We start from the raw sequence: 17,981 nt of genomic DNA on the forward strand, positions 1-17,981 counted from the left end.
TGCGATATCGAACGGCACTGGTCTCTATCATCCAGCGAGGTGCGCCGACTTCTGCGCGGTCCTCTCGTCAGTTAGTTATCATACTTTCAAAATCTCTAACTGCCCGTAAGCGGATAACGACAACCTGTTCATATCCTCGCACAAGTTGCAGGTATTCGACAGCAGAGCAAACGAGCTGTGACAACTTTCTATGCTTGTGTCAAGTCCACGGACCCAGGGGGTATTGACCGCTAGGATGAGCAGCATGAGCGATCTGAACGCATTGGACCTTCAGGCCGGAGAACAGGTTGGTGGCTACCGCCTGGTTTCGCGCCTGGGAGGTGGGGCCATGGGCTCGGTCTGGCGGGTCAGCGACGAGGGCGGACAGGTCTTCGCCATGAAGATACTGCGTGATTCCCTCAAGGAGGAGGCTGGGTCCTCGGCGGCCAGTTCCACTGCCGGCTCCACGGGTGGGCGCCAGTCCGAAGACCAGTTCAGCGCCCGCGAGCGCCTACGCCGGGAGGCCATGGCCTTGAAGAAGGTCCGGCACCCTGGTGTCTGCGACATTGTTGATATGGAGCTTGACGACGCCCTGGCCTTCATTGTCACTGAGCTGATCGAGGGCAAGAACCTCCGGGATGATGTGCAGGCCAACGGCCCCTACCAGGGCGATGATCTGGAGCGACTGGCCAGCAAGCTGATTGATGCTGTCCAGGCGGTCCACCAGGCCGGCATCATCCATCGGGACATCAAGCCCACCAATGTTATGGTCTCGACCACGGGCCCTGTGCTGGTGGATTTCGGCATCGCCATGGGCGAGGGTGAGAGTCATGTGACCCGTACCGGTCTGGTTATGGGCACGCCTGGTTTCATAGCCCCTGAAATCATTGAGGGCTCTGAATCCAGTGAGGCCACCGACTGGTGGTCCCTGGCCTCGGTACTGGCCTTCGCCGCCACGGGGAAGCCGGTTTTCGGCAGCAAGCCCCTGATGGCGGTCCTTGAGCGGGAGGCTTCGGGCAATGCCGACCTGACCGGGCTGCCTGCCGAGACCCTGCGCGCCTTCCGCCAGGCCCTGGACCCGGACCCTGGCCGGCGATGCTCACCCCTGGACCTGCTCACGGCCATCAGCCGTGATGCCTTGAATCCCTTGTCTAACGCGGATGAGGATGGTCAGCATGCTGCCGGACTGGGGCAGACCCTCCCTTTTGACCCCAGCCGTTCGGACAGTCAGGCCGCCGATGGCGGGCAGCCGAACGGCTCCAATCCACGCACCCTTTGGGACCAGGCCTCCCCTGGCCAGGAACTGCATGACCCCAGCCGGACCAGGGCCTTGGGGGCCACGGCCACCCTGCCGATGAACAGCCCGCAGAGCGAGGATCCGGCAGCGGCGACCAGGCCCATGCCCTCGGCGGCCATGCCACTGACCTCCGCAACCAGACCCTTACCCGCCAGCGGCTCCAGGCCCCTGCCCGCCAAAGACCTATCGGCGGCCGATACCGGGCAACCGCAGACCGGCGTGGACATGGAGGCGACCGAAACCTGGGCCAGGGATGAGAATGGGGAGCTGACCCAGGTCCTGGACCCCAATATCCGCCCGGCCCTGCAGCACTTCATCGACAGGTCCTCCGGTCTGGCCGGCCAAGCGACGGTCAGCATGCCCGCCGCGGGCAACCAGCCTCCCGCCTATGTCGGGCCGCCGGAAGGGCAGAACGGGCAGGGCCCATACGCCCAAGCCCAGGCAGCGGGGCCGGTGGCGGCGGGGTCCCCTGGCCTGCTCCCTCCTCCCTCCCCCAATCCGGCCGCCCTCACACGTGCTCGTACGACCGCCCGGGGCAGGCTGCCCCTGGCCCTCATGGCCCTACCCTTGGGGCTGCTGGCCGCCTGGCTCCCCCTGGGGTCCCTGATGATCGCGGCTCTGGCCCTCTGGCTCCTGCTGGCCTTGGGCCTCAACATGCAGGCCCAGCTGCGGCGGGAGGAGGGCCGGGGAGGCTTGCGCAAGGGCGGGGATGCGGCCCTACGCCTGGCCTCCCTCCCCTGGCACCTGGTCAAGGCCCTGGCCCTGGCCCTACCCCGGGCCCTGCTGGGACTGGCCATCTGGCTGATATGCCTGGCATGCACCTCCTTGCTCCTGGGTCTTCCCCTGGTCACCATCGGCCCGGTGGCCTTTCGGTGGCTTCCCTCCATCGGCCTGCCCGCCAGCCAACCCCTGACCCGCAGCGGCCTGACCCTGGCCCTGGTCACCACCCTGGTCTGGCTACTGACGACCCTGGGCCCCAAGACGGCTCTCCTGCGGCTGGGGGCTGGCAGCCTGCGTCCAATCCGACCGGCGACCGGGCCTGCCACCTTGAATGCCGCCGATCCAGGGCCATCGGGGTCCGCCCCAACCAAAGGGGGCAAGTCCTCTGGCAGGGGTTGGATCCTCTTCGTCTTCTGGCTCCTGGCAAGCCTGGCGGCCCTGGTCTCCCTGCTGACCAGCCAGGCCATAGACTGGGCACCGCTGACCTGGTGGCTGGCCTGAGCGGCACTGGGCCCACGGGAACATAGTCCGCACCATCAGCCCACCGCGATTCACCAAGCTCAATGCCCGTCGCTAGTATGGGCGCAGCAGATTACTCAGGTCCCACTGACGGCATCTACCGGTATTGTGGAACCATCAGACAGAAACCCGCATAGGAAAACAGTGCACTCACGCACTTCAGGGAGGTCAGCATGGCTCAGGGCGGCAATCCACAAGGCAAGAAGACCGGCAAGGGGCAGGGCAAGGCGGCCCGACGGGCCCGGCAGGAGGCTCTGGCACGGCAGGAGGCCGAGCAGGCCGCCAAGGAGCGCAGGCAGCAGACCATCATCGGGGCAGTCGTTGTGGCCCTGGCGGTCATTCTGCTGGCCGTCATCGCCTTCTTCATCGCCAAGCCACTCATTGCCTCCAAGATCGGCAAGTCGGCCGATTCCACCAGCACCAAGGCGGACCCCCAGGCCTACGCAGCGGTTCAGGAGGTCAGCCACAAGCCCAGCAAGGCCACCAAGGAGGGTGGTTTTGTCATCTCCAAGAACGGCTACAACAAGCCCGTCGAAGGGGTCCCGACCATCGGCCTCTACTCCGACCCCCTCTGCCCAGGCTGCGGGGCGCTCAACCGGCAGATCGACCCCATGTTGAAGGCCATGATGAACGCTGGCCAGATCAACCTGGAGGAGCATTTCATGGTGGGCCTGGACAGTCTGTCCACCGACGAGTACTCCAGCCGCGCCACCGGCGCCATCACCTATGTGGCCGAGCATGACGACGACCCCAACCAGCTCCTGGACTTCGTCAGCAACCTTTTCGCCGAGGGCTTCCAGCCCGAGGAGGGCCAGGGCTACAAGTCGGTCAGCGACCAGCAGATCAAGGAGCAGGCCCTCAAGGCCGGAGTGCCCCAAGAGATCGCCGACCAGGCCTTCAGCCGTGAGTACCAGGAATGGCTGGAGGCCCTGCAGGCCTACATTCCCACCAAGCCCGAACTCCTCAATGTCTCGGGCAGCAACCAGATCAAGGGCAAGATGACCACGCCCACCATCACGGTCAACGGCCACTTCTTCGACCAGAACGCCGTCCCCAGCTCCTCGAACATCAAGGAGGCCCTGCTCAAGTCGATCGGCCTGTCCGAAAAGCAGGTGGGCAAGACCGGCGAATTGCCCTCCATAGGTGACAAGGGCAAGCCACTGAGTGTAGAATAGGTCCATTGCTCACAGTTTTACCAGGCCCAGCTTGTGTGGGCTGGGGTGCTGCTATGCTGACATTCGCATGTTCATTCACATGCTGAGTGGATGCAGGCCTCCTTAGCTCAGCCGGCCAGAGCAGCCGCCTTGTAAGCGGCAGGTCGTCGGTTCGATTCCGACAGGAGGCTCTATGTGATGGGGGTATTTGCGTATGCCTTGGAGCAAGTATCCTTATCACAGAGCGACTAACTGCGAGTAAGCGCCAGTGCCTTTCCCCCAAAGAAGGCTGCTGGCGGTGAGTAGCGGGGTATCCCCAACCAGCCCCGCTCCAAGGGGCGGGATGATCCCCTTCTTTCCCGCCCCTTTTCCTTCTTTGCCTACGGTATACGGCCAAGAGCCAGTGCCGATGGTCAGGCATGGTCGCTCATTCCTGCTTGAATTCCCACCCGAAATGTGGGGAATTCGCCGATACCGGGTACTTCCCAGCCGCAGCAGACCATATTCGATTAGACTTGCACCGTGCCGGAGGCAGCAGCCGTGTTGCCGCTGGACCACAGACATTAGCTAGCCGGAAAAGGGGGAATGATGGCACGTCGTTGGACTCCACAGCGTTTTGTGAAACTGCGCCGAATCCGCGTGGCGATCTGCGCGGTGACCATGGTCCTCGCCATGCTGCTGACCTTCGCGCTCACCACACGCAAGACCGTGGCCCTGACCGTCAACGGGGAGACCAAGACGGTCTCGACCTATGCCATGAGCGCCACCCGCCTCCTGCAGGAGCAGGGTGTTGACGTCAGATCCCATGACCTGGTCGAGACGACCGCGTCGGTGTCAGGCAGGCTGGAGAACCATTCGGTGGTCACCGTTCGCTCGGCCTACCAGACCACCATCAACATCGACGGCCATGACATGCCCTTCTGGACCGTGGCGACCAGCGCCGACCAGCTCCTGGGCTTCTTCAAGCAGAACGAGCAGCAGGCGGCCAAGGTCACGGTCAACATCGGCAATGTCTACGACAAGCTCACCGGCGGCTTCGTGATCAACAAGGACGGCCCGGTGACGGTCATCGCCGACGGCAAGACCTCCGTGGCGGCTGACGGCAAGCTGCCGGCCGCCTCCATCCTCGACGCCAAGGCCATCGTTCTGGGCAAGGAGGACCGTGTCTCAGTCGAGGAGGAAGACGACAAGACCATCCTGCGGGTCAAGCGGGTGACCCATGGCCGGGAGACCCGTACGGCCCTCCTCCCCTTCCAGTCCCGGACCATCATCGACCCGAGCCTGGAGCCCGGGCAGACCGCCCTACGCCAGGCCGGCGTGAACGGCGAGAAGGAACAGGTCTTCGAGGTCACCTATGTGGATGGGGTGGCGGAGAGCGAGCAGCTGGTCTCCGAGACGACCACCAAGGCTGCCCTGGACCAGGTCGTAGCCGTGGGCCCAGATAAATCCCAGGCCTCCACGGACGATAAGCAGCATGCCAACAAGGGCAAGAACAAGGAGGGCGACAAGAACGGCCAAGGCTCCGGCTCCGACGGGTCCTCGGGCTCCGGCCAGACTTCCGGCGGCGATGACGGCGGCAGCAGCAGCCCTGCCCAAGCAGGCAAGCCTGCCCAACCGGCCCAGCCTGCGCCACCTGCCCAGCCCAGTCAACCAGCCAATCCGCCAGCTCCTGTAGAGCACCAGACCCCTCCGGCACCGCCGGCCCCCGCGCCGGAACCCACCCCAACCGGACTCTGGCGGCCCAGTCCGGCCCAGGCCATGGTCTATGCCCAGGGTGCCGCCGCACAATATGGCTGGTCAGGCCAGAACTGGGAGGACCTGGTCAAGCTCTGGAACAGGGAGTCAGGCTGGCGCTGGTGGGCCGAGAACCCCGATTCCCACGCTTACGGTATTCCGCAATCGATGCCGGCAGACCAAATGGCGCAATTCGGAGCCAACTGGCACGATGATGCCTCCATTCAGATCGCCTGGGGCCTGAATTACATCGCCGGTCGCTACGGCACACCCGCGGAGGCCTGGCGGCACTCGGAACAATTCGGATGGTACTGACCTACCGGAGGTCGGCGGGCCCTGGGCAGGCCTGCCCAGGGTGCCTTCCGTATTCCCGACTGTCCCAGCCCCTCCGACTTTCCCAACTGTCATCGCAACTTCCAAAGCAGGTAAGGTCATGACCACATCATCCGTTGACCGCTTCGGTGCAAACGACGACCCCACTGGCGACCCTGCTCGGGGCCAACTGCTGGGCGCCGCGGACATCCGCCGTATAGCCGGGGAGGCCGGCATCAGCCCCTCCAAGAAGTTCGGGCAGAACTTCGTCATCGACCCCGGCACGGTCCGCCGCATAGCCCGCCTGGCCCAGCTGGACCGGGGCAGCCTGGTCTTGGAGGTCGGCCCCGGCCTGGGTTCCCTGACCCTGGCCCTGCTGGAGACCGGCGCCAGGGTCTGGGCGGTGGAGATAGACCCTCCCCTGGCCCAGCGCCTGCCGGAGACGGTGGCCGAGTTCATGCCCGGGGCGGCCGACCGGCTGACCGTCGTCAACCAGGACGCCCTGAGCCTCAAGCCCAGCGACCTGAACCTGCCCCAGGCCGCCGACGGGAACCCGCCCAGCCTGACCCTGGTGGCCAACCTGCCCTACAACGTGGCCACGCCAATCCTGCTGACCCTTCTGGAACGCTTCCAGTATGTGGACCGTTTTGTGGTCATGGTCCAAAAGGAGGTCGCCGACCGGCTGGCCGCCCAAGCCGGCAGCAAGATCTATGGCACGCCAAGCCTCAAACTGGCCTGGTACGGCAAGGCCGAGCGCGTCGGCCTGGTGGGTCGCCATGTCTTCTGGCCGGCCCCCAACGTCGATTCCGCCCTGGTGGCCTTCAGCCGCTACGAAAGCCTGCCCGGCGAGCGCCCCCACTGGCTTGATGGGACCGGCGATGGGGCAGGGCAGGATGGTCCAGGGAACGCAGCGGGCGCAAGAGCGACCGGACCAGCGACCCAGACCCAAGACTCCCTGCGCCTGACGACCTTCAGCCTGATCGACGCCGCCTTCAGCCAACGCCGCAAGACCCTGGGGGCCGCCCTGAAGAAGCAGGTGCCCAGCCAGGTCTTCAGCCAGGTCGGCATCGACCCGAGCCGCAGGGGGGAGACCCTGACCATTCAGGAATTCGTGGCCCTGGCCCAGGCCCTGCAGGCTGAAATCCACCAGGGGCGGTCCTGATCCTGGCTAGAGCCCACAGAGTCATGCACTGCCGGTAAACTGGAGCAAAACCATGTCCGGGTTACCGCCCAAGCCTCATGCCAGGCAGGTGGCCCCGAGCAGCCGAGAGGACCGAGGAGACGAGTCATGGCGAAGTCCGTTGACGAACAAGAAGCCCGTAAACGCTATGTGCGTCAGCGCCAGACCAAGGTGTTCTCCATTGTCGCCGCAGCCTTGGTGGTCGTTCTGATCGTCGCCTGCCTCTTCTACTTCCATGTCATCAGGCTGTCTGACCATGCCAACCCACAGGTCCAGCCCAACTATGGTGTGACGGCCCCCTGCGCCTCCAAGGACGAGAACGGCAACGCGGCCGCCTACATGCAGAATTCCCAGGTCAGGGTCCGTGTCCTCAACGGCACCAAGTTCTCCGGCCTGGCCCGTGCCGTGGGCGACGCTTTGACCAACCGCAACTTCCACCTGGTCAGCGTCAGCAACTACCAGTCCCAGAAAGTGGAGCGCACCACCGTCCGCTTCGGCAGGAACGGCATCGTCCAGGCATACTCCCTACAGGGAAACTTCACGGATGCCGTCATGGTCATGGATGACCGGCAGGATGATCTGGTAGACGTCATCATCGGCGCCACCTTCTCCGACCTGCAGGGCAAGAGCAAGGTTCCCGTGGCCGGTGCGGCCATCAAGTCCATCAAGGGCTGCCAGCCAGTCGACAACATCAAGAACCTGCCCAAGGCCATTCCGGAATAAAGCCGGCAACCCGCAGACCCGCTCACCCACCCTTCCAGGCAGACTCCAGCTCTACCAGCTCTACCAGCTCTACCAGCTCTGCCGGCGATGCGGCTTGACCTACGGCCGGGGCTGGCCCTACTCCTGGCTGGCGTACCAGCGCCGGAGCTCCGCCACTGCCTCCTCGTGCTCGACCGGCCCCTTATCCAGGCGATACTCCAGCATGTGCCGGTAGGCACGCCCGACCATGGGGCCGGGCTTGATGCCGAGCAGGTCGATGATCTCGTTGCCGTCAAGGTCTGGGCGGATGGACTCGAAGTCCTCCTTCTCCTTGAGCTGGCGGACCCGCTCCTCCATCTCGTCCATGGCGGCCTCGAAGGTCTGGGCCTTACGCCGGTTCTGGGTGGTGGCGTCGGCACGGGTCAGGCGGTTGAGCCGCTCGTAGAGGGGCCCTGCGTCGCGCACATAACGGCGGACGGCCGAATCGGTCCAGGGCTCGTCAACATAGCCGTGGAATCTCAGGTGGAGGTCTACCAGCTTGCTCACATCCTCGACCATATGGTTCTCGAAGTGCAGGGCCTTGAGGCGCTTGCGGGTCAGCTTGGCCCCAACGGCGTCATGGTGGTGGAAGCTGACCTTGCCGCCGGGCTCGAAGCGCCTGGTCTTGGGCTTGCCTATATCGTGCAGGAGGGCGGCCAGGCGCAGAGTCAGGTCGGGGGCGGGCACGGGGCCATCGGGGCCGGTCTCCAGAGCCACGGCCCGGTCCAGGACCATCATGGTGTGGTCGAAGACGTCCTTGTGGCGGTGGTGCTCGTCAATCTCCAAGCGCAAGGCGGGAATCTCCGGAAGGATCAGGTCGGCCAGGCCCGAATCGACCAGGGCCTCCACCCCGTCGCGCGGGCGCTCGGAGAGCAGGATCTTGACCAGTTCGTCACGCACCCGTTCCGAGGAGACTATCCCTATGCGCTCAACCATACGGGTGATGGCCTCGGCTGTCTCCGGCTCAATGTGGAAGCCCAGCTGGGCCACGAAGCGCACGGCCCGCATCATCCGCAGGGGGTCATCCTCAAAGGACTGGTAGGGGTCAACCGGGGTGCGCAGGACCCCCTTGGCCAGGTCGCTCGTCCCACCGAAGGGGTCCACGAATTCCAGGTCCGGCACACGCAGGGCCATGGCATTGACCGTGAAATCCCGGCGGGAAAGGTCACCGTCCAGCGAATCGCCGAAGGAGACCTCAGGCTTGCGTGACTCCGGGTCGTAGAGGTCGGACCGGTAGGTGGTCACCTCCACCTGGACCCCAGTGCCGTCGCCCCTGCGTTTCAACGCGCCCAGGGTGCCGAATTTACGGCCCATATCCCAGAAGCCATCGCGGCCCCAGGACCTCAGTATGGGCTCGAACTCCCCGGGGTGGGCCGAAGTACAGAAATCCAGGTCGTGGGAGGGCCGGTGCAGGAGCATGTCACGAACAGGGCCGCCGACCAAGGCCAGCTCAAAACCCTGCTGAGCGAACAGTTGCCCCAGCTCAATAGCCTCAGGTGCCACTTTGAAATTCACGCCGAACCTTTCCCCATGGTAACTTCATGCAAGTATCAGCTTACCGTCACCCCACCTGCACATAGCGTTGAGTATGGTTGTTACTATGACTACTCCCGCAGACCTGGCACGTATGATCGCCAACGTCGCGGACAGGCATACCCAAAAGCCGGCCGAGCCGGACCAGCTCTTCTATAGTTCCCAATCCACGGTCATAGCCACCCATGCCATTCATCTGTCGGCTGTGGACCAGCGGCAGAAGGCTCCGGAAGCAGCTGGCGATTCGGCCCAGGAACCGGAGGAGACCGGGGGGACCAGGGAGTCCAAAGAAACCAAGGTGTCCAACGGCAGCCAGCCTGGGGATTCCCAGCAGGAGCTCCCGCAGGCCCAGGGCGGCAAACCGACCCCTGCCCTCATGCCCAGGCACCGGCAGGAGAATGGCCCCACATCCTTCGCCTCCCTTGAGGCACAGGACCTACCCGTCGTGCGCGAATATTCGGCCGGCGGTCTCATCTTCAACGACCAGCGGCAGGTGGCCATCATCGCCCGGCGCTCCCGGTCAGGCCATATCGAATGGTGCCTGCCCAAGGGGCACATCGAGGAGGGGGAGACCCCTGAGCAGACCGCCGTCAGGGAGGTGCATGAGGAGACCGGCATCCTGGGCGAGGTGGTGGATTCCATAGCCACCATCGACTACTGGTTCACCGGCACCGAACAACGGGTCCACAAGCTGGTCCAACACTTCGTACTCAGGCAGACCGGCGGCTGGCTGACCGTGGAGGGAGATCCCGACCATGAGGCCGAGGAGGCCACCTGGGTCGACTTCGACGATCTGGACCAGGTGCTCAGCTACCCCAACGAGCGCAAAATAGTATGGCTCTACACCAAGAAGAAGGACGAACAGGCACAGCCATGACCCCGGAAGCACAAGCGCGACCCCCCAGGAAGGGGCGCTGTAAAGATAAGCGCCGCCGGGTCGAATCAATCGTCAGGGTGGTTGCAGATAGGCGACCTCGGCAGCCCAGGAAATCCAGCAGTCCGCAAGGGCCCTTGCTCTGCCTGCTCAGCAGCCTGCTTACCTGCTGCCTCATCCTGGCCAGCCCCTCTGCCGCCTTGGCCCTGGACCTGTCGGCCCCAGGCAGAAACGATGGTCAATGGTCAGGCGACAAGCCCAGGGTCTCCATCCAGCTTGACCAGGCCTCCCCCTTGGTGACCGCCACATCCGGCTACCATGCCAAGGTCAGCCTGATCAACGAGTCAGATCAGGAGACCCCAGCAGGCAGCCTGCAAGTGCTGACCAACAGCTTCTACACCTTCCTCTCCCGGACCGACATCCAGCAATGGGCCGAGGCCGACGAGCCCATCGCCGTTCCCAACCTGCTGGGCGAGGTCGATATTGCGCCGATTCCCGCCGGGGGCAAGACCAGCGCGACCATTGATGTTCCCGCCGATCAGGAGCAGCTCAAGGCCATGTTCAGCTGGGGGCCCAAGCCCCTGCTCTTCAGATACCAGACCGACAAGGGCCACAATGTGGACCTCCATAGCTTTCTGACCCGGTCCTCGGAGGGGCTGCAGACGGCCCAGACCCCGCCCCTGCAGATGACGGTGGTCCTGCCCCTGTCCAGCAGGAACTGGCAGGTGGACCAAGACAGCATCAACACTCTGCTGACCCATGGTGTGGAAGACGAGGATGGAGCTGCCGGCCACGGCTCCCAGCAGGGGGACAAGCGTGCCGATGACGGCAAGGACGGCAAGAACAAGACCAACCAAGATAAGACCAGCCAAGGCAACAGCGGCCCGGACAAGAACAACACAGACAAGAACAACAATGACAAGGCCCAACAGGACAAGGACGCCGAAAACAAGAACCCTGCAGCTAAGGGCCAAAAGCAGGCGGACTCCGGCAGCGAACCGGCCACCGGCAAGGCCAGCCCAGGCGGCAAGGACTCCGAATCCTCCCTATGGCCCCTGACCCTCGATTGCAAGACCAAGAGCGAGCGCGCCAGACTCAAAGCCATCAGCGACAACAGCAAGCTGCAGGTCGTGGCCGACCCCCTCTACCAACAAGCCCTCTCCGTACCCGCCAAGACCAGCGGAACCATGCAGCCGGGCGCCTTCGACATCACAGGCTACGCCGCCTTGGGTCAGGAGGCCAACTACCAGGCGGCCGGCATCAGCCCCTCCCTGTGGTCGGCCCAGGCTGCCGAGCAGGCTGAACACAAGGCCCTGGGCGTCCAGACGGCCACCATGCCCGCCTATGCCTGGCAGGGCCGTGGGGAATGGACCTTAAAGGCCCTCGAAACCGCCAGACGGCAGGGATACAGTCGGGTCATCGCCGACAGCGGGGTGGAATACAACAAGTCCACGACCGTCCATACAGGCAAATATACGGTCCCGACCTCGGCCGGCGATGTCACCATCCTCAGCGCCCAGGAAACCTTGACCGGTCTGGCCCAGGGCAAGCCCAGCAGCAAGCAAGCCCTAGCCGAGACAGGTGAGGCCGGGCAGCTCGCCCGCTTCATGGCCCAAAGCGCTTACTACCAGATGGAGCAGCCCTATTCCACCCGCAATGTGCTGGTCTGCCTGAAGGCAGGTGCCAGCGCCCAGCAGATCAACGCTCTGATGGGTGCCGTGGGGGGAGCCTCCTGGCTCTCCCTTTCCAGTCTGGATGACCTCTTCTCCACTGAGGCATACAAGTCCGGAGACGAGGCCCTGAAATCACTGCCCCAAGAGAGCAAACTGACCGATGCGGATGCATCCACCCTTACCCACGGTCTGACCCAGCTGGCCGCCAGCCGTAAGGATATCGAACGCTTCACCGATTCCATTCTGGCCACCCCCCACAGCCAGGAGGACCGAAGCCAGGCCCAGCCCGACAGGCTGTCCAAGAACCCCAGCCCCAAGGTGGACGAGGGCGACGCCCAGTCCCTGGCCAAGCAGGAGGCCAAGGTCAACCGGACCAAGGACGGCAGGGAATGGACCAGCCGGCTTCTGCGCTGCCAGTCCCGGCTGGCCCTGCTGGCCCTTGGCAAGGAGGGCGATGTGGAAGAGCGGATGGGCAAGGCCTCCTCGGCCATCGGCCAGGGGCTCCTCCAGGGGGTCAGCATCACCCCTACCGAAAACATCAACGTCATCAGCGAGACGGCCAAGATGCCCGTCACCATCAGCAACAAGCTCCCCTACCCGGTTTCGGTCAGGGTCTCCTCCATCACCGATTCCATGGAGATCGCCACCTCCCGTTTCGCCGACGTGAACATTCCGGCCCGTGGTGAGGTCCAGACCACCTTCAATATCCGGGTCGCAACCTCAGGGAGCACCCAGGCCCGCCTGACCCTGCAGGACCGCAAGGGCAACAATTTCTCCAGTCCACAGACCACCTCCATCACCAGCAGCCTCCAGATCAGCGACAAGAGCGGCTTCGTCCTGATCATCCTGGCCCTGATCCTGGGAGCCTTGGGGCTGTGGCGGCAGTTCCACCGGCAGAAGGACCCTGACGAATAATGACGGCATCTTCCAAGAGCTCCTCAGTCGGCAGGAATTCGCTGATCATGGCCTCCGGTACGGCCGCCTCCCGCCTGACAGGCCAGATTCGGACCATCCTCCTGGCCATGGCCATGGGAACGACCGGTATGGCCGCCAACGCCTACCAGGCCGGTTCCATGATTCCCCAGGTGGTCTTCACTCTGGTCTCCGGCGGCATCTTCAACGCCGTGCTGGTCCCGCAGATCGTACGGACCCTCAAGGCCAAGGACGCCGAGGAGCGGTTGAACAAGCTCGTCAGCTTCGCCATCATCCTGCTGTTGGGGGTCACCCTGCTGGTCGCCGTGGCCACCCCCCTGCTCACGCGAATCTACGCGGGCAAGGGCGGCCCGGACATGATCGCCCTGACCAGCTCCTTCACCCTCTGGTGCATGCCGCAGATCTTCTTCTATGGCCTCTATACGGTGCTGGGGCAGATTCTGGCGGCCAAGGACCACTTCATCACCTACGCCTGGAGTTCGGTGGGAGCCAACCTCATCAGCTGCGCGGGCTTCTGCGCCTTCATCTTCCTCTTCGGCCGCAGCGGCCAGGAGCCGCTGAGCTTCTGGACCAGCGGGAAGATAGCTCTGACAGCCGGCAGCTGGACCCTGGGCGTGGCCTTCCAAGCACTGATCCTCTTCCTGCCCCTGCGCAGGATTGGCCTGCGCTACTGGCCCAGCTGGGGGGTGCGAGACATTGGGCTGAGGTCCATGGGGCCGGTGGCGGCCTGGAGCGTGGGCATCGTGCTGATAGACCAGCTGGCCACCATCGTCAACACCAACATCGCCATCTCCGCACCGGTCAAGGCCGCCGCCCAGCTGGGGGTCAGCCAGTTCGCCGTGGCCGGTAACGCCACCTACCAGAACGCCTACACCATTTTCATCCTGCCCTATTCACTCATCGCGGTCTCCGTGGCCACAGCCGTCTTCCCCCGGATCTCCCAGGCCATAGCCGAGCAGGACCTGGACCTGGCCCGCCAGGACCTGAGCCGGTCCCTGCGCAACGTGGGCCTGATCATGTGCTTCTTCTCGGTGGCCTTCATGGTCATGCCCACGCCCATCACCCTGGCCCTCCTGCCCTCGGTCCACATCTCCGAGGCCCTGCTCATCTCACAAAGCCTGCTGGCCCTAGGGCTCTGCCTGCCCCTGAGCTCGGCCTACCTGATCATCCAGCGCACCTTCTACGCCTTTGAGGACGGCCGCAAGCCCTTCATCTTCATCGTGCTGCAGGCCGGCCTGCAGGTGGCCCTGCTCCTGATCGGCACCCGTTTCGTCTCGCCTCAGCACTGGGTCACCCTTCTGTGCGTGTCCCTCACCGCCTCCTACCTCCTGGCCTTCCCCCTGCTGATCGTCATGATCCGCAAGCCCTTCCAAAAGCGCATGGATGGGCCCCGGATCACTCTGGCCTACGGCAAGGCCATGGTTGCTGGGGCCGCGGCCACCATGGCCGGCATCTGGCTGCGCAAGCCCAGCTACGCCCTGGTTGGGTCCACCCTCCAGGAGGGCCTGGCCACAGGCGGCAAGCCAGGCACTATGAACTGGTTCCAAGCCATCGGTGTCTGCATAATCCTGACCCTGGTCATCACGGCCGTCTATACCGGCGTGCTCTACCTGCTGAGGACCGATGAACTGCGGTCGGGACTGGGCCTGATCAGCAGCCGTCTCAAAAGGCGGAAAAACGCTGGTCACTCCACCGACGATTCGACCAGTCCCGTAGGTACACTGGCATCAGTGCCACAGGAACCGGCACAGCACAGATTCGACGGAGTCAGTAAAACTATGAAGCCTCAATTGGGAGATGTCATTCTCGGCCGGTACACCCTGGAGGCGCCCCTGCGCGAAGAGCCCGAATTGCAAGCCTGGCTGGCCAAGGACCAGGCGCTGAACCGCGACTGCCAGCTCTTCATCATCGCCGATTCCCAGGCCATACCCCAGGTCTCCACCATCGCGTCGGCCCTGGCCCTGTCCAAGAACCCACGCTTCACGCCGGTCATGCACCTGCAGCAGGTCGGGGACCTGGCACTCCTGGTCACCGAGGTCGACAAGGGGCGCCCACTCAGCGAATACCTGGACCCCAGCACTGGCCTGAACCTTACCTACAAGGCCATAGCCTCAATCATCGGCAGCACGGCCCGGGCCGTCAAACCCGGCAGGGACGGGCTCCTGCTCCACCGGGCCCTGACCCCCAGCACCATCAGGATTAGGAGGCGGGGCATCGAGCTGGCCGATGGGCCGATCTCACCCATGCTGGCCGACTGGGCCGCCGGCTTTGGCCAGCCAGACGCGGATGCGGCCCAAGCCGTGGATGATGGCGAGCCCATGGCCACCCGCCAGCTGGCAGCCGTGCTCTATTGCCTGCTGGTCCGCAAGCCCCTGACCGACCATATGGACTTCGACCTCAAGCTCCTGCCCGAAGACACCCCCGGTGAGATGCGGCTTATCTGCAAGCGAGGCCTGGGCCTGTTCGACAACGAGGACGCCGGCATTCTGAGCATGGCAACCCTTGACGAACTCATCGCCCTGCTGGACCCTTGGACTGCGGTGGGCAAGATGCCGGCAGCCGACCTGACCAGGTCAGATGCCTTGGCAGACCCCTCGGTCAGCTTGGCCGAACTCGCACCTGTCGAGGCCGGCAGGGTCCTGCCCTTCACCAAGGAACTGCTTGGTCAGACCCCCATGCCGCAAAGCCAGGAACAACCCGAAGTGGCCACAGCCCTGGCCCCCGCTCCGGACCAGGCGGCCGGGCAGCCAGCCGGCCCGGAGCGGCCTTTCTCCCTACGGTCCTGGTGGAGGGACCGGTCCCGGCAAAAGCAGGCGGTCCAGGAGACGGCTCCCGCAGCCACACCAGGGACGGACGAGGCCCAGGAGGCTGACTTCCACGACATCGCGGCCTCCGAAATGGCTGAGATCTTCCGGCCCGACGAGCCCGACAGCACCGGCTTCCTCTTCCGTGACTTCGTGGGCTCCCCCAGCGCCGAGCACCGCTTCGACTTCAAGATGCCGGCCGCCCAGGCCTCACCCGCCACAGGCGATGCCAGAGGCAAGGAGGATGTGGGCAGTGACACCGCCCTGGTCTTCGCCTCCGATTACACCGCACCCACCGGCCGTATTACCATCTACGACAAGGACGGCCTGCCCATAGCCCCCGGCGCCGAGTCCGCCCGGGCCCTGGCTGAGGAGCAGGCCATCAAGGAGCAGGTCGAGCCTACGGCCATGCCCCCCAGCTTCGTGCCCGTGAACAGCGGCGCAGGGGCCAGCGAGGAGAACACTGATAGGCAGGATATTGCCGATTCCCCACTCTTGGGAAGGGTACCCACCAAGGTGGTGGCCATAGTTGTGGTGGCCCTGATCGTTCTGGCGGCCCTGGGATTCGCCCTCCATGGCCTGCTGGGCATCAAGGGCGGTCAAAGCAACGGCGACGAATCCGGCGACCCCTGGCCGGAGATCGGCAACGTGCCCTTCGGCGACCATGTGGAGGACGAGGATCAGCCGGCTAAGAAGTCCGACAAGACCCAGGCCAGCCGGGAAGCCAAGAAGGTGCCCCAGCCCAAGATGCCCGAGAACACCACGCCACTGAATATCGGCAAGCAGGAGTTCCTGACCAATCCGGCCGGGCAGCGTGGCTTGGGCTACTACATGCACCTGAGCCAGCCGGCCGATGCCTACCGTTTTGTGATCAAGATCCGTTCCTCAGGCGGCCATGCCGCCCTGTTCGCAGGCACGGCCAACAACCCGCAGCAGGGCAAGCAGGTGGCCGAATTCAGCTTCGACAGCTCCGGAACGACCACGGTCACCTTCCCGCAGGTCAAGGGTGTCCAGGACTATCTACTCTGGGTACCGGAGGACACCCTGCCCGGCAACCAGCTCTACATTGATTCGGTGCAGTTCTACTGAGCCCGCCGGGCGCGCTTCTAGAGCACCCCGGACGTGATGTTGTTGAGCAGGAGCCACTGACGAATGTCGGCGAACTCCTCCATGCTCACCGCGTGGTCAAGGTGGGCGTACTCCTTGACGGTCAGCCAGCTGTGCTCCTCCAGCCAGGCCAGCATGGCGAAGATCTCATACTTGGGCACCACGCTATCTTGCTTCCCGTAACCGTAGAAGACCGGAATCTCCAGGGCGGCCAGCCGCTCATCGGCCGGCGCGCTGCCCTCTACATTGCCCGCTGCCATAAAGCCGGACAGGCAGATGGCGGCCCGGTAGCGTTCAGGATTGAGTCTCAGCAGGTGGACAGCCAACAGCCCGCCCTGTGAGAAGCCGATCGGCACCAGCTCACGCTCGCGGGCGATGTTGGCCTCAACCCAAGCATTGATGGCACTGGCGGCCGCGAAGGCATCCCGGTCAAGGTCATCGCCTACCGGCAAAGCATCATGGAACCAGCTGTAAGCCCCAGACCCCATGCCGAACTCACCGGCTCCAGCCTCCTGCAGCACCAACGGGGCCCGCAGGGAGGCATAGTCGCTGTAGGGGGCCACATAGCGCATGATGCCTGCCAAGTCCTCCTCGTTGGAACCCCAGCCGTGCAGGCACAGGAACATGGGCCGGCTGGGAGCAGCCTTGCCCCCACCCCGCGAATAGAGCACCTGACTGACGCTTAGTTCCTCGCCGGGAGTACCTGGCAGGGCGTGTGACTGGCCTTCATCGGCAGCATTGGAATCTTCACTCATACCCCCATCTTATACAGGCCGCACAGGCTCAGCGCAGATAGTGGCTTCCCGTGAGCATTCAGGTGATTGTTGTTATGTTGCTCAGCAGTTAGACCTATGGGCCGGCCCGGTCTGAAATCACCGGGAAGATTCAGACCACACGACATCGGCCAGGCAACCCGGAGCACACCACCAAAGCCAGCGAACCGACACACATGAGCGTGCCACCCCGCCTGCGCCGACCCCGCCACACCCACGAACCCCACGTGTTTGATACGCCAATCAAGAGGAACCACAGAGCGATACTGAACACCATGCCGCGCACCATTTTGCCACCCTGCTCACCCTATGCATGGCCACCACAGGGCTAGCAAATACGCCCCCCCTCCCATGAGGGATTCAAGCGCCACAAGCACCGCAGCCAGCAAGACACAGCGCCACACCAGAACCGCCACCAACCTGGAAAACACCCGCACCATCGCGGATAATACCGACACAGGCCAAACCGTATCACCGCAGAGCCTGCCTCTTATACACACCTGACGCCCCGGCCCTAGGATGACGCCGAGTTTTCGGCGTTGCCCTGCCGCTCAGACTTCACGTTCCCCCGCCACACACCTCACACCCAGTAGCGCTGAGACCCTCACCCCTCGTCGTTCGCCTTCGCCTCGATTACCGACTGTGCCC

At 64.2% G+C, this 17,981-nt stretch carries 10 protein-coding genes and 1 tRNA gene; 9 read left to right on the forward strand and 2 right to left on the reverse strand.

Features of this window, described 5'->3' with window-relative positions; genetic code table 11:
* The first annotated feature begins 235 nt into the window (after positions 1–235).
* The 6 genes from CRD60_RS07730 to CRD60_RS07755 all read left to right on the forward strand — a co-directional run bounded on the left by CRD60_RS07730 (position 236) and on the right by CRD60_RS07755 (position 7,618).
* The gene (locus tag CRD60_RS07730; protein WP_113860702.1) at positions 236–2,497 is read left to right on the forward strand and encodes a serine/threonine-protein kinase; all 2,262 of its coding nucleotides are present in this window, start codon (positions 236–238) and stop codon (positions 2,495–2,497) included.
* Positions 2,498–2,688: 191 nt separating this feature from the next.
* Entirely contained in the window at positions 2,689–3,690 is a 1,002-nt protein-coding gene (locus CRD60_RS07735) for a DsbA family protein (RefSeq protein ID WP_113860703.1), read from the forward strand.
* Between the two features lie 96 nt (positions 3,691–3,786).
* A tRNA-Thr gene (locus tag CRD60_RS07740) sits at positions 3,787–3,860 on the forward strand.
* Between the two features lie 397 nt (positions 3,861–4,257).
* The gene (locus CRD60_RS07745; protein ID WP_113860710.1) at positions 4,258–5,718 is read left to right on the forward strand and encodes an aggregation-promoting factor C-terminal-like domain-containing protein; all 1,461 of its coding nucleotides are present in this window, start codon (positions 4,258–4,260) and stop codon (positions 5,716–5,718) included.
* A 118-nt stretch (positions 5,719–5,836) separates the two neighbouring features.
* The gene (gene rsmA / locus CRD60_RS07750) at positions 5,837–6,877 is read left to right on the forward strand and encodes a 16S rRNA (adenine(1518)-N(6)/adenine(1519)-N(6))-dimethyltransferase RsmA (protein WP_113860704.1); all 1,041 of its coding nucleotides are present in this window, start codon (positions 5,837–5,839) and stop codon (positions 6,875–6,877) included.
* 126 nt (positions 6,878–7,003) lie between these two features.
* Positions 7,004–7,618 carry a LytR C-terminal domain-containing protein gene (locus tag CRD60_RS07755; RefSeq protein WP_113860705.1) on the forward strand — a complete coding sequence of 205 codons (615 nt, stop codon included), beginning with the start codon at positions 7,004–7,006 and terminating at the stop codon, positions 7,616–7,618.
* 117 nt (positions 7,619–7,735) lie between these two features.
* Here CRD60_RS07755 and CRD60_RS07760 read toward each other — a convergent pair whose 3' ends face one another.
* On the reverse strand, positions 7,736–9,151 hold the full coding sequence (locus CRD60_RS07760) for a CCA tRNA nucleotidyltransferase (RefSeq protein ID WP_113860706.1): 1,416 nt from the start codon (positions 9,149–9,151) through the stop codon (positions 7,736–7,738).
* 85 nt (positions 9,152–9,236) lie between these two features.
* Between CRD60_RS07760 and CRD60_RS08960 the strand changes: the two genes are divergently transcribed.
* The 3 genes from CRD60_RS08960 (at position 9,237) to CRD60_RS07780 (ending at position 16,542) form a co-directional block, all read left to right on the forward strand.
* Entirely contained in the window at positions 9,237–10,046 is an 810-nt protein-coding gene (locus tag CRD60_RS08960) for an NUDIX hydrolase (RefSeq protein WP_201737249.1), read from the forward strand.
* A 134-nt stretch (positions 10,047–10,180) separates the two neighbouring features.
* Positions 10,181–12,631, forward strand: a complete 2,451-nt coding sequence (locus tag CRD60_RS07775; RefSeq protein WP_113860707.1) for a DUF6049 family protein — start codon at positions 10,181–10,183, stop codon at positions 12,629–12,631.
* Positions 12,631–16,542 carry a murein biosynthesis integral membrane protein MurJ gene (locus tag CRD60_RS07780; RefSeq protein ID WP_236630917.1) on the forward strand — a complete coding sequence of 1,304 codons (3,912 nt, stop codon included), beginning with the start codon at positions 12,631–12,633 and terminating at the stop codon, positions 16,540–16,542. The genes CRD60_RS07775 and CRD60_RS07780 overlap by 1 nt, the downstream gene beginning before the upstream one ends.
* A gap of 17 nt (positions 16,543–16,559) precedes the next feature.
* On the opposite strand, the gene CRD60_RS07785 is transcribed toward CRD60_RS07780, so the two are convergent.
* Complete coding sequence (locus CRD60_RS07785; protein ID WP_113860708.1) at positions 16,560–17,315, reverse strand: alpha/beta hydrolase; 756 nt, start codon at positions 17,313–17,315, stop codon at positions 16,560–16,562.
* Positions 17,316–17,981 lie beyond the last annotated feature (666 nt).

It is taken from the genome of Bifidobacterium aemilianum (assembly GCF_003315635.1).
In the GTDB taxonomy this organism is placed as follows: Bacteria; Actinomycetota; Actinomycetes; order Actinomycetales; family Bifidobacteriaceae; genus Bifidobacterium; species Bifidobacterium aemilianum.

Coding starts and splice junctions, on each gene's coding strand:
- CRD60_RS07730 (WP_113860702.1), top strand. CDS start 236: ATGAGCAGCATGAGCGATCTGAACGCATTGGACCTTCAGGCCGGAGAA.
- CRD60_RS07735 (WP_113860703.1), top strand. CDS start 2,689: ATGGCTCAGGGCGGCAATCCACAAGGCAAGAAGACCGGCAAGGGGCAG.
- CRD60_RS07745 (WP_113860710.1), top strand. CDS start 4,258: ATGGCACGTCGTTGGACTCCACAGCGTTTTGTGAAACTGCGCCGAATC.
- rsmA (WP_113860704.1), top strand. CDS start 5,837: ATGACCACATCATCCGTTGACCGCTTCGGTGCAAACGACGACCCCACT.
- CRD60_RS07755 (WP_113860705.1), top strand. CDS start 7,004: ATGGCGAAGTCCGTTGACGAACAAGAAGCCCGTAAACGCTATGTGCGT.
- CRD60_RS08960 (WP_201737249.1), top strand. CDS start 9,237: ATGACTACTCCCGCAGACCTGGCACGTATGATCGCCAACGTCGCGGAC.
- CRD60_RS07780 (WP_236630917.1), top strand. CDS start 12,631: ATGACGGCATCTTCCAAGAGCTCCTCAGTCGGCAGGAATTCGCTGATC.
- CRD60_RS07785 (WP_113860708.1), bottom strand. CDS start 17,315: ATGAGTGAAGATTCCAATGCTGCCGATGAAGGCCAGTCACACGCCCTG.